Genomic DNA, 14,443 nt, shown 5'->3' with positions numbered 1-14,443 from the left:
GATTACACGATAAAAAAGCGTGTCTATCATACCTCATTTATCGTTATAGCTACAAATAGGTGCTATGCAAAGCCAGTAATTTCAACCTATTGGCGTATTTTCTTTATATTCTAAAGTTAGCTTGTTGTTTTAAAAGGGAAACTGAATTTATATTTAGTTTTAGCTAATAGTTTTTCACTAAATTTAGTTGGGCCTTAGTCTTTACTATTCTGCGTTATTTGTTAATTGTTTCGTACAAATTGATACAATTTAAATTTAGCCTATCAAAACCACTATTTTAGCTCATGCATTTAAACATATGCTGAGCGCGTGATTAATAATTAACAGATTCGACCTCTATTTTCATTTTATCTGGTAGTATAGTCAGGTTATAAGTAGTTTAAGCAGTGAACAATTATGTTAAGTCCTTATTATCAGCAACATGCTGATTACGTTTCTATCTCACGTGAGCAAGGCTGTCGTTTTGCCAAGTTAGTGGCTGATGATTTCAATCCGTTACACGATAAAGATGCCAAAAAGTTTTGTGTGCCGGGCGATTTACTTTTTTCGCTGGTTTTAAACCGCTATGGCATCAGTGAAAAAATGGAATTCACGTTTGCAGGCATGGTTGATGAAAATTCAAAGCTGACTTTCCCTGAAGGGGCTGATGAGTTTGCGATCACCGATGGCGAAAAAGTCATGCTAAAAGTGAAACGCGAAGGGGCTGTTAGCCAATGTCCTGAGTTAACAAATAGCTTAATCAAAAACTATGTTGAGTTCTCTGGCACGACCTTCCCGCATGTTATTATTCCATTGATGGGGAAGCAAGATGTAATGATCAATCCAGCCCGTCCAATGGTGATTTACGAATCAATGCTGATTAATCTTGACCGTCTTGATATCAGCGCACCTGAGTTAGAGTTTGCTGAGCCTGATTTTGAGTTTACTGGCAAACGCGGCAAAATCACGCTTCGCTTCAACCTGTTAGAAAATGGCGAAAAAGTAGGGGCGGGTGAAAAACACATGCTTGTGTCTGGCATTCGTGACTATTGCCAAGCAACGGTTGATGACCTAATTAGTTTTTATAATCAACGTAAAGAATCACTTAAACCAGCGTAATCTTTACAATTGCTACAAAGGGCGCTGATTGCGCCTTTTTTGTTGCTGATGTTCCGCGTACAATAGCGCTTTTATAGCCAAATGTACTTCAGACTATGTCAGTAGCGAACTTTTCAGAGTTAAATCTTGCCCCTGCATTGCTAACAGCCCTGCAAGCAGAGAATTATCACACACCTACAGCAATTCAAGCGCAAACAATCCCACTTATTTTAGCGGGTGCTGATGTAATGGGCAGTGCACAGACGGGAACGGGCAAAACCGCCGCGTTTGTTTTGCCACTACTGCACAATTTGCTATCTGCTGAAGTACTCCCTGATGCCGTTAAAGTCCTAATTTTAACACCTACCCGGGAGCTCGCTCAGCAAGTATTTGCAAGTGTAGAGCGTTATGCTGCGCATACTGAAATAAAAGCAGCACTGGCTTATGGCGGTGCTAGTATTGGCCCACAAATTAAAGCCATAAAAGGGGCGCAGGTTGTAGTGGCAACACCTGGGCGTTTACTTGATCATGTGATCAAAGGCAGTATTAAGCTTTCAAGTATCAATGCGCTGGTATTTGATGAAGCTGATCGCATGCTTGATATGGGCTTTATTGACGAAATTAAACGTATCTTGCGCCATGTGCCGAAAGAGCGCCAAACCTTACTTTTTTCAGCCACATTTGACGACAGCATCTTTAAACTCAGTAAGCAGTTATTAAATGATCCTAAATTAGTTGAAGTGAATAAACGCAACTCAGCAGCGGTTGAAGTTGAGCAGCTAGTTTATGCGGTTGATGAAGACCGTAAGCGCGAGCTGGTATCTCACATGATTGGCATGAAAAATTGGCAGCAAGTACTGATATTCACTCGTACTAAACAAACCGCCGATGTGCTTGCTAAAGAAATGTGTAAAGACGGCTTAAAAACCGAATCTATTCATGGCGATAAAAGCCAAGGTGCGCGTGATAAAGCACTGCAAAATTTTAAATCAGGTGCGACAAGAGTACTGGTTGCGACAGATGTTGCTGCGCGTGGTCTTGATATTGCCTCACTTAAGTATGTGATTAACTATGAATTGCCTTATGTGGCTGAGGACTACGTACACCGTATTGGTCGAACAGGGCGTGCTGGTGAGAAAGGGATGGCGATGTCGCTGGTTAGCATCGATGAGCAGTGGCTATTGGACGAAATAGATATCTTACTCGACACGAGACTCACGCCGCAGTGGTTACCAGGCTATGAGCCTGATTTAACCAAAGAGCCAAAGCAAGTTCGTAAAAATACTAATAAGGCACGCCGCTCTCGTGATAAAAAACGTATTTTAGGGCAAAAAAGTAGGAGACGTTCCTAAATCTGGCATATATTTATACTATCCTCCGGCTAAAGTTAAGAGTTTAGTATGCTAGAAGAGAATAAGTGGGCGTTTCGCCGCGCTGATAAACAGTTCTCCTTAGAAAAGTGGCAGAAAACAATTGATCTCATGACCGAGTTGTTTTCTGCTCCCGCAGGTTTTATCGTTCATAAAACAGATGATGTTTATCGTATTATCGTCTCCAGTGAGCAACAAGAAAACCCCTATGATGCCGGGGCTGAATTAAGCGCCGACGATAATATCTTCTGCAAAAAAGTACTGCGTGACATGGCACCGCTTTATGTGGATCACGCCAGCCAAGACAGTCAATGGGATGACAGCCCTCTGGTAAAAGATGGTTTTGAGTCTTATCTTGGGGTGCCAATTAGCTGGCCAAGTGGCGAGCCCTTTGGCACCTTTTGTGTTATGGATTTTAAACAAACCCATTATCAACAGAGCTTTTTAGAACTAATCGAGCAGCTTCGCGATATGGTCGAAGATGACCTTGCACTGTTAGACAACTTTACGCAAATGCGTGAAATTGCCATGCTTGATTCATTGACCAATATTTATAATCGCCGTGCAATAGATCTGCTTTGCCAACATAAATTAAATATATCGAAACGACTTGGTTTTGATATTAGTTGTCTATTTATCGATATAAACAGCTTTAAGCCACTCAATGATACGTATGGCCATGAAGTGGGCGATCTCGCGCTGATTTGTTTAGCTGACACCATGAAAGAATGCCTACGTGAAACCGATATTATTGGCCGCCTAGGGGGCGATGAGTTTATTGCGTTATTGCAAGTTCAGCCCGGTGATTGCATAGACAGCATCGCTGATAAGCTCAACACCACCTATCAATCTAATTTAGAGAAGCGGGGCATTCCTGTTACGAGCTTAAGTATTGGTTCAGGGGTAATAGCTCAGCCAAAAGAAAACTTTGCTGAGCTATTAAAACGAGCAGATGAAGATATGTATGAGAAAAAGCAAGCTTCTAAGGCAGCACGCTAAGCTATTTGCTTCTCAGCTAGGTTTAACTCCATAGTTGCTTTAAGTAAACGGTAAAGGTTAATTGAAGCATCAATTTCTTCTTTACGATTGGTTAAGCTCTCAATATTTAAACCCAGCGGTACATCTAAATGTGCGCAGCTTTGTAAAATTAAGTCGAGATTCTCACGGCAAATACGCACTGATTCACTCAATGTATTTGTCGAATCTAACATGCGGTATTTAGTCGCTTCTGGTACAGAAATACCTAACCATTCCATAAATTCTAAGGTTTTTTCACCACCACAAGGGGTAAACGTCAGAATAATGCGTTTTGGTGCTGTGCCTTGTGCTTTACAGCTACGCGCATAGCTGGTGATTAAATCAATCGTTGCTTGGGCATTGTAAACGGCTTGTGAGATGAAAAACTTACAACCTTGCGCTGTTTTTTCAACTAAACGCTCATGTTCATTACGTTTGCTGGCATGGCGCTCGGCAATAGTAACACCACCTAAAAATACATCACTGTTCTGTTTTGCCAGCGTTTTATATGCATCAGGTAGGCTTAATTTGATGTCGCCATGAGATGATGGGCTACCCACCAACACTAAGTTTTTTAGTTCAAAGTCGTTACGTGTTTCGTTTAACCATTCGGTAAATTCAGCTTCTCCACGCTGGGCAACACTTTTATAAGTGATCACATCAAGTTGTGACAAGCTACGTAGTAACTGACTGTATTCACGAGGATCTACCGTTTCTTTAAACGGAAAAGGACGCGGCTTTGCAATACGGCTACTCTCATCTTGAATGTCGTAGATGATTACACCGTCGTATTCAATTTCGTGTAAACGACCGAGTAGCTTCTGAGCAATGGTCTCAAGCTGTGCTTTATCAGTACCAGACTTTGGTGGTGTGGTACCAATTAGGTAGACACCTTGATTGGTGTCTTCAATTTTCTCTTGTAATGATAAAGCCATAATCCTCATTCCAGCTCGTGCTAATGTCTATGACAAATAATATAGCAGCCATTTAGACGTCTAGATAGATTTTTTTCTTGAAAGTTTTTCAATGACTATGAATTTTACTCAAGTTTAAAGCTGAGCGTTTCGCAAAATTGACACACCTGTTTACATAAATTATTGCTCTGACCCTCATATTTTCTGGCGCTTTGATGCATAATCAAGCAGCAATGATTATGAGAAAAATAACTAACAAGGGAACATTATGAAATTTAGATTATTAGCAACCAGTGTTGCTGTAACACTTGCTTTAAGTGGCTGCGCAAGTAACTCACAGTCAACGATGGTTAAAGAAGTCGAAATTGAGCAGCAAGTAAGCCAAGATGATAACCGTGTATTTAGCCAAGATTACCTATTAGAAGAGCTTGAGAATGGCCTTCGCGTGATGGTAGTTAAAACAGATTACCCAGATGTTGTGTCACTGCAAATTCCAGTATCGGTTGGTTCACGTAATGAGGTTGAAGCAGGTAAAACCGGTTTTGCACACTTCTTTGAGCATATGATGTTTAAAGGCTCTGAAAAATTCCCACAAGATGTGTATTCAGATATTTTAAAAAACTCGGGTGTTGATAATCGCGCGTATACGACCAACGATTACACTAACTATCACTTAAACTTTTCAAAAGAGCACTTAGATAAAGTACTCGAAATTGAAGCTGATATTTTCCAAAACCTGACTTACAGCGAAGAGCAGTTCCGCACCGAAGCGCTGACTGTAAAAGGTGAGTATTTAAAGAATAATGCTAGCCCAATTCGTAAGTTACTTTCTGCGGTTCGTAACGAAGCATTCGAAAAGCATACCTATAAGCACACCACCATGGGCTTTTTCGAAGACATTGAAGCTATGCCTGATCAAATGGCCTATGGTAAAGAGTTTTTCGCTAAATTTTATAAGCCTGAGTATGTATCTTTAGTCATTGTTGGTGATGTTGATCCACAAGAGACCATGGCAATGGTGAAAAAGCATTGGGGTAATTGGAAAAAAGGTGATTACCAAGCAGATATTCCTGTTGAACCAAAGCAACAAGCCGCAAAATATGTACATGAAAAAAATGATGGTTTACCAGGCCACTGGTTGCTTGTGTCATACAAAGGCACTGCATGGGATCCTACTCAAAAAGACCGTGCCGCTCTTGATTTGATCTCACAGCTGTATTTCTCTAACAACTCGGCACTTTATCAAGAGCTTGTTGTTGATAAACAAATTGCCAGCCAAATGTTTACCTATAACCCAGATACTAAAGATCCGGGTTTATTACATGTGTTTGTAAAAGTCGAAAACGAAGCGGACCTGGCTAAAGCCCGTGATGCGATTAACCGTACCTATGCACAAGCGCGTACTGAGTTAGTAGATGCGCAAAAGTTAGCGGATTTAAAATCAAACCTAAAGTATAGCTTTATAAATGGTCTTGATTCATCGCAGTCAATCGCTTCAACACTTGCAAGCTACATGCACTTTGAGCGTGATCCTGAAGTGATTAACCAACTTTATGCCACAGCTGACAGCATCACTCCGGATGATATCAAAGCGGTAGCAAACAAATATTTTGTTGATCCGAGCCGTACTACGGTGACAATGTCGGCGCTTGATAAAGTGGCTGGTTTTGAGCAAGAAGTTGATTTAAATGCCTTGGTTGCCAGTATCGAGCAAGCCCCAACAGAGCGTCACTTTAAAGTACTTGATAAAACCAATAGCTCACCACTGGTTGATGTTAACTGGTTATTTAATACCGGCGCAGCGGCTGATCCACATGGTAAAAAAGGTTTAGCAGCACTCACTGCAGCGATGCTAGCGCAAGGTGGCTCAGAAACTATGAGCTACAAAGATATTCAAAAAGCGTTATATCCACTAGCGGGAAGCTTTGGCTATCAAATCGATAAAGAGATGATTTCACTTCGTGGTCGTGTACATAAAGACAATGCCGCGCAGTGGTATGCACTTGTTAGCGACCAGTTGTTAAACCCTGGCTTTAGAGAAGATGATTTTAAACGCCTGAAAAAAGAGCTTATTGATAGCATTAAAGCAGGTCTGAAAGCGTCAAATGACGAAGAGCTAGGTAAAGAAGTGCTATATCATCAGCTTTATAAAGGCCATCCGTATGAAAGCTATAACTATGGCGATTTATCAGACCTTGAAGCACTGACACTTGACGATGTAAAAGCGTTTTATGCTAACCAGTTTGCTCAATCTAAATTAACAGTGGGTCTAATTGGTGCGATTCCGGGTGATGTTAAATCGACTATGATGAAAGATTTAACATCGCTTCCTCAAGGTAAAGAAAGCCGCTTAACGATTCCTGATGCGCCAGAACTTAAAGGTCATCATGCAACGATTGTTGAAAAATCAGCGCAATCTACCGCTGTGTCATTTGGTTTCCCAATCGATACAATTCGTAGCAGCGATGACTGGACAGCGCTTTGGTTAGTGCGCTCTTACTTTGGTGAACACCGCAGCTCAAACAGCTTCTTGTATCAGCGCATTCGTCAAACCCGTGGTATGAACTATGGTGACTATGCATACATTGAGTACTTCCCGCGCGGTATGTTCCAAACGAAACCTGATGCTAACTTAGGTCGTTCAGAGCAAATTTTCCAAGTGTGGTTACGTCCGCTTCGTTCTAATAACGATGCGCACTTTGCAACGCGTACGGCATTATTTGAGCTTGATAAGCTAATTAAAAATGGCATCAGCAAAGAAGATTTTGAAGCGACTCGTAACTTCTTAATTAACTTTGTGCCACAAATGGTTGCAAGCCAAGATCGCCAGTTAGGCTATGCACTTGATAGTGAGTTCTATAACACTGAGAGCTTTGTTGACTATGTGCGCGGCAAGCTTGAAAAGCTAACCCTTGATGATGTTAACCGTGTTATTCGCGATAACCTGCAAACAGAGAATATTCACTATGTGTTTATTACAGGTGATGGCAAAGACATGCAAAAACTCCTAGCTTCAGAGCAAACATCACCAATGGTGTATAACGCTGAAAAACCAGCAGAACTTGTTGCTGAAGATAAAGTGATTGCAGACTATAAGCTTGCAATACCAGCGAAAAACATTTCAGTACTTGATGTCGAAAAAGTATTTCAGTAATAACTGAATAAACAGGCTCTAATCAATGCCCCTAATCAGGGGCATTTTTCTATGTTTAATGGCTCGATGTTATCAGCAACCACAAGCTGATTTCGGCCAGCTTCTTTTGCTTGATAAAGCGCACTATCAGCCATTTCAATGAGTAACATGGCATCATCAATGCTACTAGGGCAGATAGTTGCTAAACCAATACTAACCGTCAAGGGATGACCGGCAAGCTCTGGTAATTGAAGCGTATTTATCGCTGCCATAAAACGCGTCACGAGTTTTTGTGCTTGATGGCTTTGCGTGTTACCAAGTACCAGTACAAATTCTTCACCGCCGTATCTAGCGCACAAGTCACCAGGTCTGCGAGTATAATCTGGTAATAGTTTTGCCACTTCTTTCAAGCAAATATCACCCACCAGATGACCAAAGTTGTCATTAAGAGACTTAAAGTTATCAAGGTCGATCATGGCTAACGACAAGGGGTGCTTTAAACGTGCACAGCGACTCCATTCCTGTTTATAAAAATCATCAAAATGACGTCGGTTAGCTATTTGTGTGAGGCCATCGATACGGGCGAGTTCTTGTACTTGCTGCTCGGCGATTTTACGTTCGGTAATATTCAAGTGGCTGATCACAACATAACCTGCTGTGCCAAGTTTTAAAGGCACTGCGCGCATCATAAACCAGCGGTTTTCGGTATCACTGTGGCAAGGGTATTCGAGGTAAAACTCTGCGAGCTGTTGAGTGATAACTTGGTTTATTCCGGTGTAGGCTTTTGCACCAAATTCATCGCCATTGGCAGCAGCTGATTTGCAAATAGCAAGGTAGTTTTGATCTTCCCATTGAGTGTTACACTGGCAATTATTTTCATCGCCAAATGTCTGCCAACTTCGATTTACAAACTTGATATCACCCGAGTCATTAATCACCACAATATGCTCAGAGATCGTATCGAGTATTGATTTTAGAAACTCTCTTGATTCAACCACATTAGTTCCTAGCCATTGTCACTTTTTTAAGATTAGCAATAAATGCTGGGTTTTCACCGTGGTTTACATAAAAAACAATTAATAAGGTATTGTCTTTTACTTATAGCTTGGCTATTTGAAAGTAGATATCTACAGATATCTGTAGGTGCTGATATGAAAAAACTGCCAGCACCTAGCTCAACGCTCAGTTCTGACAGTTATATTTTATTTATATGCTTAGAAATGCTAAAGCATTGCGCCAATTTTAACTGCTAGTGCAAATAGCATGGTTGCTATTACAAAGCCGATAAGTGTAGCGTAGCCGCGTTGTTCTTTGGTCATCTATCACTCCTAAAAAATAACAAATACCGTTGCCATACCAAGCGCAAAACTTACAAACGAAGAAGCCGCTACGATTGCAGCGAGATTTTGCTTACTCACTGCATGTGTTGTGCTTTGTTCTGGTGTTTCGTCATCGAGCTTAATAAGCTCACCTTGGCGCACTTCAAAAACTGCGCATAGGCTCATAGTGGTTTCTTTTGATGCCGCACCTTCTTTTTCAACTCGTTGAATGGTACGTAGGCTTACATCACTGGCATCGGCTAGTTGCTGCTGTGTCCAATCGAATTTAAGCCTAAGTGCTTTTATTGTATTGGGGTTCAGTTGCATTACTTACTTCCCAAGAAATGGTTCAATAAAAGTAACGACAGCATAACCCGATATTGCCCCACCAATAAAACAGCCCAAGGTAACCAAAGCCACTTGTTTTGGATTATCAGTAAGTGAGGTTTGTGTGCTCTGTTTAACTAATTTGTCTGCTTTATAAAACGAACATTCAAGCTTGCCTGTCAGTATATTCTGCATCTCGAATTTGACTGCATAAGCATTACCTTGGTAGCTAAAGTCATGATGACTTTTAAAGCCGAAGCTGCGTTTTTCACTAACCAATTCGTCGTTTACATATACTTTTTCTTTACCGCTCATGATATGACCAAAGCATGCGACTTGGTTGTCACCATCTTGAAAGTAAAATTTATAACCTAGCTTGTGTGAGTTTAGTACGTCGTTTTTCATCATCGTTTCCTTGTTAAGTTGATGATGTAAATTTAATGATTATTTTTGTTTTTTACGCCGTCAGCGATATGTCAGTGCCTATTTTGGCATATGACAGACAAGATGTCATATCTGTCTTGTTATTGAAAAATAAGCACTTTAATTAAGTTGCTAGGCTAGAGTTAGAATTTGCTACTGTCATATGCGATTGGCAAAAAAGCACAGCAAAAAGAGTAAAAATAGGTATTGTTACTCTGGTTATTAGATATAACCAGAACAAATAAACAACGGGTTAGTACATCTTGCTACAAATCCGTTAAACTTAAGGCTTAGCAGTTAGGTACAACCAGAAAGGCAATATTATGCGTCATGAAATTTGGCAAAAGCTTCGAGATGAAGCAAACGAAGTCGTTTCCCGTGAACCGCTTTTAGCAAGTCACGTTTATTCGTGTGTGTTAAATCATGAATGCTTAGGTTCGGCGCTGAGCTTTATTGTGGCAAATAAACTTGCAGATGCGGTGGTATCAGCATTTACTATCCGTGAATTATTCGACCAAGCCTTTGTTAAATGTGATCTAATGCTGACGCATGTGGCTCATGACATAAAAGCAGTTAAAGATCGCGACCCTGCGGCCGATAGTTACTTAACTGTTATTTTGAACCTTAAAGGCTTCCATGCAATACAAGCACACCGACTCGCAAATTGTTTATGGCAACAAAACCGAAAAGAGCTTGCTCGCTTCATTCAAAGCAGAACCTCAGAAGTATTTGGCGTTGACATCCATCCTGCTTGTAAAGTTGGTCATGGTATTATGTTTGACCATGCAACTGGGATTGTAATTGGTGAAACAGCAGTTATTGAAGATAACGTATCGATTCTACAATCTGTAACCTTAGGTGGTACGGGTAATGAGCAAGGTGACCGCCATCCAAAAATTCGCGCCGGTGTTTTGATTGGCGCAGGTGCAAAAGTACTAGGTAATATCGAAGTAGGAGAGGGGGCGCGTATTGGTGCAAACTCTGTCGTGTTAAGTGCAGTTCCAGCACATACAACTGTGGTTGGGGTACCTGCAAAAGTGGTCGGCAAACCGAGCTGTCCCTGTCCAGCAGAGAGCATGAACCAAAACTTTTTAGATGATGGTACGACTACCGCTAGTAATGCCTCCCACACCAGTGCTATGTTGTAGTTTTACACTTTAAAAGAGCAATGGAATTGTCTAAGTTATCCTTCGGATTAGCAGTTACAGCGTCATTTATTTGTGGCGCTGTCGCTATGTCACTTTTTCAATCAGACCCACAACAACAGCCACACACTTATCAGCAAGAATTTGTTGAAGAACAAATAGTTCAAGCACCAGAGCAGCAAGCCACTGCTATAGCGCCTGTTATTAATAAACAAGTCGCTGAAGTTAATTCAGATAGTTCAGTAGCTGATAGCAAAAGCGAGCTTGAGCAACAAATAGCAGAGTTAAAGTTACAAGTCGAAAATCAACAAGCTGTGATTGCTAGTTACCGTTCAAGTGCGATACCTCCTCAGCAAATCGACTCACACCTGGATGAACTTTATACCTTGTTAGAAGAGCAATCTCGGGATGAGGCTTGGGCCTACCAAGTTGAAACAGCCATGAGTGATTTTTTAATCATGGCCGATTTACCAGTGCAACCACAGCTCAGTGTCTCTACATGCAAAAGCTCTGTGTGTCAGTTTAAGCTATTGCAACCAGAGGATGTTGATGATTTGCCAAGTCATTATTGGCGTAACATGACCGATAAGATGATGGAACAAAGCTGGTGGAAGCAATTTAAATTTACCTCCACCACCTCAAGTGACGATAGTCTAACAATCATCGCAAGCACGCAGTAATTTTATACAACTTTTGATTGTAGCTGCCCATCTGCAAGCTCGGTGGTTATAAGCTCACCAGAACTTACATCGTTAACCGATTTCACTACACTACCGTGCTGGTTTTTAGTAATACTATAACCACGTGCTAACACACTGAGTGGGCTCACAGAATCTAAACGGCTCGCTTGTAAAGAAAGCTGGTTTCGAGAACTTGAAAGTTGTTGCTGCATCGCTTGTGTGAGGCGGGCATGCAATTGCGCCAGTTGATGCTCGCTTTTCGCTAGCTGCTTTTCAGGAGAGCTTTGCATTAAGCGTGGTGTTAGGTTAGCAAGTACTCGCTCATATCGCTGGATTTTGCCACTCATTGCGCTGTGTAAGGCCAAACTAAGTTCATCTAGTTTTTGCGCTTGTTGATTGAGTTGATTACGGGGATGGCATAGCTGCAAGCGATGCTCAAATTGAGTGGCAGTACTGCGTTTTACAGCTAAAGAGTGTTTAAAGGCATGATTTAAGTGCCTAACTAACTGCGTAACTTTGTTATGTAGCTCTTCGGTATTTGGACTAACTAGCTCGGCGGCTGCAGAAGGTGTTGCGGCGCGAATATCGGCAACATAATCACTAATTGTGGTATCGACCTCGTGACCAACGGCGCTAACAATAGGTAAGCGACTTTCAAAAATAGCGCGAGCTAGTTGCTCATGGTTAAAACACCACAAATCTTCGAGTGAACCACCACCACGACCTAATATAAGCACATCTACTTCGTTGCGCTGATTGGCGATGTTTATTTTTTCTATTAATTGGCTGTGGGCATCTGCACCTTGCACCATAGCTGGGTAAATCACGACTTCAAGCTGCGGAGCACGGCGTTTAAGTACCGTTAGAATATCGCGTATAGCCGCACCTGTGGCTGAGGTGATCACCCCAACGCGATTAATATTGGTTGGTAATGGTTTTTTATGGGCTGAGCTAAATAGACCTTCGGCAGCTAAGCGCATTTTTAGCGCATCGAATTCTTGCTTTAATAAGCCTTCACCTGCAGGGGCCATATGCTCAACAATCAGCTGATAATCACCACGAGGTTCATATAAAGATACGCGGGCACGCACAGTTACTTGTGCACCATTGCTCGGGCGAAAAGTTTGGCCGCGATTATTGCCGCGCCACATTGCCGCTTTTACCTGTGCTCGGTCGTCTTTTAACGTAAAGTACCAGTGTCCAGATGCTGGGGCTATAAAGTTAGAAATTTCACCATTTAAGATAAGCGATGAAAAGCCTTGTTCAAGAACATGGCGAATTTCCTTATTTAGGCGCGAGACCGTGTAAACAGGCTGTGTTGATTGCGTAAAAGCCATTAAAAACCCCAGTAAAAAATTCTCTGTGTACTTTAACACAAATAAATGAATAATTTTATTTACTCGTGCTCACAACGCTGATAAAATTTGGCCGCAATTCCTTATACTCAGATCCACATGTGAGAAGTTGCACTATGCTAAGAATCGCTAAAGAAGCTCTTACCTTTGACGACGTACTTTTAGTACCAGGTCATTCTACTGTTTTGCCACACACGGCAAATATTTCAACTCGCTTAACGCGTGGTATCAATCTTAACTTGCCGCTAGTTTCAGCATCTATGGATACTGTAACAGAAGCACGCTTAGCGATTGCTTTAGCGCAAGAGGGCGGTTTAGGTTTCATCCACAAAAACATGACAATTGAAGAGCAAGCTAAAAACGTTCGTAAAGTTAAAACTTACGAAGCGGGCATTGTTTCTTTCCCTGTTACTGTGACTGCGGATCTTACAATTGCTGATGCTATCGCGCTTTCAGAAGACAAAGGTTTTTCAGGTTTCCCTGTAACCGACGCTGACAATAACCTTGTTGGTATTGTGACAAGCCGTGATATGCGTTTTGAAACGAAACTTGAGCAACCTGTTTCTACAGTAATGACGAAAAAAGAATCGTTAGTGACTGTTAAAGAAGGTGCAGACCGTGATGAAATCTTAGGTCTAATGCACGAGCACCGTATCGAAAAAATTCTCGTAGTTGATGATGCATTTAAACTTAAAGGCATGATCACTGTAAAAGATTATCAAAAAGCACAAGACAAGCCGCATGCATGTAAAGACGATCAAGGTCGTCTACGTGTAGGTGCAGCTGTTGGTGTTGGCGCGGGTACTGATGAGCGTATCGCAGCACTTGTTGAAGCAGGTGTTGACGTATTACTTATCGATACATCACATGGCCACTCACAAGGTGTTATCGACCGTGTTGCACAAACACGTCAAGCATACCCAGATCTACAAATCGTAGCAGGTAACGTTGCAACAGCTGAAGGCGCGATTGCCCTTGCTGATGCGGGTGTTGATGCTGTTAAAGTTGGTATCGGCCCTGGTTCTATCTGTACTACTCGTATCGTAACAGGTTGTGGTGTTCCACAAATTACTGCTATTTCTGACGCAGTTGAAGGCTTAAAAGGCCGTGATATTCCTGTTATTGCTGACGGTGGTATCCGTTTCTCTGGTGACATCGTAAAAGCACTTGTTGCTGGTGCATCATGTGTAATGGTGGGTTCAATGTTAGCCGGTACTGAAGAAGCACCGGGTGAAGTTGAGCTATATCAAGGTCGTTACTACAAATCATACCGTGGTATGGGTAGCCTTGGTGCTATGGACCAAAAAGAAGGTTCATCAGACCGTTACTTCCAAAAATCGAACGAAGCAGACAAGCTTGTTCCTGAAGGTATCGAAGGCCGTGTTGCTTATAAAGGTCCTATCGCGACAATCATTCACCAACAAGTGGGCGGTCTTCGCAGTGCAATGGGCTTAACAGGCTGTGCAACAATTGAAGAGTTAAATACTAAACCTCAATTTGTTCGCGTAACTTCAGCTGGTATGGGTGAGTCACACGTTCACGACGTGCAAATCACTAAAGAAGCGCCAAACTACCGCTTAGGTTAATTACCTTAAGGTATTGAAATTACATGGGCTAGCATTTGCTAGCCCTAATTTATTGATCATCTCCCTTTGGGAGAGCAGTTCCTGACTAACGAGATAC

12 protein-coding genes are annotated in these 14,443 nt (G+C 41.7%); 7 read left to right on the top strand and 5 right to left on the bottom strand.

What is annotated here, in order from left to right; genetic code table 11:
- Nucleotides 1–396 precede the first annotated feature (396 nt).
- From AOG26_RS01130 to AOG26_RS01120, 3 genes are all read left to right on the top strand, one after another.
- The gene (locus AOG26_RS01130) at nt 397–1,098 is read left to right on the top strand and encodes a DUF3581 domain-containing protein (protein WP_054560843.1); all 702 of its coding nucleotides are present in this window, start codon (nt 397–399) and stop codon (nt 1,096–1,098) included.
- Nucleotides 1,099–1,193: 95 nt separating this feature from the next.
- The gene (locus tag AOG26_RS01125; protein WP_054560842.1) at nt 1,194–2,429 is read left to right on the top strand and encodes a DEAD/DEAH box helicase; all 1,236 of its coding nucleotides are present in this window, start codon (nt 1,194–1,196) and stop codon (nt 2,427–2,429) included.
- Between the two features lie 48 nt (nt 2,430–2,477).
- Nucleotides 2,478–3,446 (top strand): sensor domain-containing diguanylate cyclase, encoded by a 969-nt coding sequence (locus AOG26_RS01120; RefSeq protein ID WP_054560841.1) that lies wholly within the window; start codon nt 2,478–2,480, stop codon nt 3,444–3,446.
- Here AOG26_RS01120 and AOG26_RS01115 read toward each other — a convergent pair.
- Nucleotides 3,443–4,399 carry a methylenetetrahydrofolate reductase gene (locus AOG26_RS01115; protein ID WP_054560840.1) on the bottom strand — a complete coding sequence of 319 codons (957 nt, stop codon included), beginning with the start codon at nt 4,397–4,399 and terminating at the stop codon, nt 3,443–3,445. The two genes, AOG26_RS01120 and AOG26_RS01115, sit on opposite strands and share 4 nt — an antisense overlap.
- Nucleotides 4,400–4,646: 247 nt before the next feature.
- On the opposite strand from AOG26_RS01115, the gene AOG26_RS01110 reads away from it, so the two are divergent.
- On the top strand, nt 4,647–7,532 hold the full coding sequence (locus tag AOG26_RS01110; protein WP_054560839.1) for a M16 family metallopeptidase: 2,886 nt from the start codon (nt 4,647–4,649) through the stop codon (nt 7,530–7,532).
- A 35-nt stretch (nt 7,533–7,567) separates the two neighbouring features.
- Here the strand turns inward: AOG26_RS01110 and AOG26_RS01105 are convergent, their stop codons facing one another.
- The 3 genes from AOG26_RS01105 to AOG26_RS01095 form a co-directional block, all read right to left on the bottom strand.
- Nucleotides 7,568–8,509, bottom strand: coding sequence for a GGDEF domain-containing protein (locus AOG26_RS01105; RefSeq protein ID WP_054560838.1), 942 nt, complete (start codon nt 8,507–8,509; stop codon nt 7,568–7,570).
- A gap of 330 nt (nt 8,510–8,839) precedes the next feature.
- Nucleotides 8,840–9,157, bottom strand: a complete 318-nt coding sequence (locus AOG26_RS01100; RefSeq protein ID WP_054560837.1) for a helix-turn-helix transcriptional regulator — start codon at nt 9,155–9,157, stop codon at nt 8,840–8,842.
- A gap of 3 nt (nt 9,158–9,160) precedes the next feature.
- A complete protein-coding gene (locus AOG26_RS01095; protein WP_200907849.1) occupies nt 9,161–9,562 on the bottom strand; it encodes a hypothetical protein in 402 nt (133 codons plus the stop codon).
- 341 nt (nt 9,563–9,903) lie between these two features.
- Here AOG26_RS01095 and cysE point away from each other — a divergent pair, with 341 nt between their 5' ends.
- Both cysE and AOG26_RS01085 read left to right on the top strand, forming a co-directional pair.
- Complete coding sequence (gene cysE / locus AOG26_RS01090; RefSeq protein WP_054560835.1) at nt 9,904–10,728, top strand: serine O-acetyltransferase; 825 nt, start codon at nt 9,904–9,906, stop codon at nt 10,726–10,728.
- A gap of 86 nt (nt 10,729–10,814) precedes the next feature.
- Entirely contained in the window at nt 10,815–11,405 is a 591-nt protein-coding gene (locus AOG26_RS01085) for a hypothetical protein (RefSeq protein ID WP_054560834.1), read from the top strand.
- Nucleotides 11,406–11,407: 2 nt separating this feature from the next.
- Here the strand turns inward: AOG26_RS01085 and xseA are convergent, their stop codons facing one another.
- Nucleotides 11,408–12,742 (bottom strand): exodeoxyribonuclease VII large subunit, encoded by a 1,335-nt coding sequence (gene xseA / locus AOG26_RS01080; protein ID WP_054560833.1) that lies wholly within the window; start codon nt 12,740–12,742, stop codon nt 11,408–11,410.
- Between the two features lie 134 nt (nt 12,743–12,876).
- Here xseA and guaB point away from each other — a divergent pair, with 134 nt between their 5' ends.
- A complete protein-coding gene (guaB, locus tag AOG26_RS01075) occupies nt 12,877–14,346 on the top strand; it encodes an IMP dehydrogenase (protein WP_054560832.1) in 1,470 nt (489 codons plus the stop codon).
- Nucleotides 14,347–14,443 lie beyond the last annotated feature (97 nt).

The organism is Pseudoalteromonas sp. UCD-33C (assembly GCF_001306895.1).
Classification (GTDB): Bacteria; Pseudomonadota; Gammaproteobacteria; order Enterobacterales; family Alteromonadaceae; genus Pseudoalteromonas.
The sequence above is the reverse complement of the archived record's forward strand: the minus strand, read 5'-3'. Positions and strand labels throughout refer to the sequence as shown.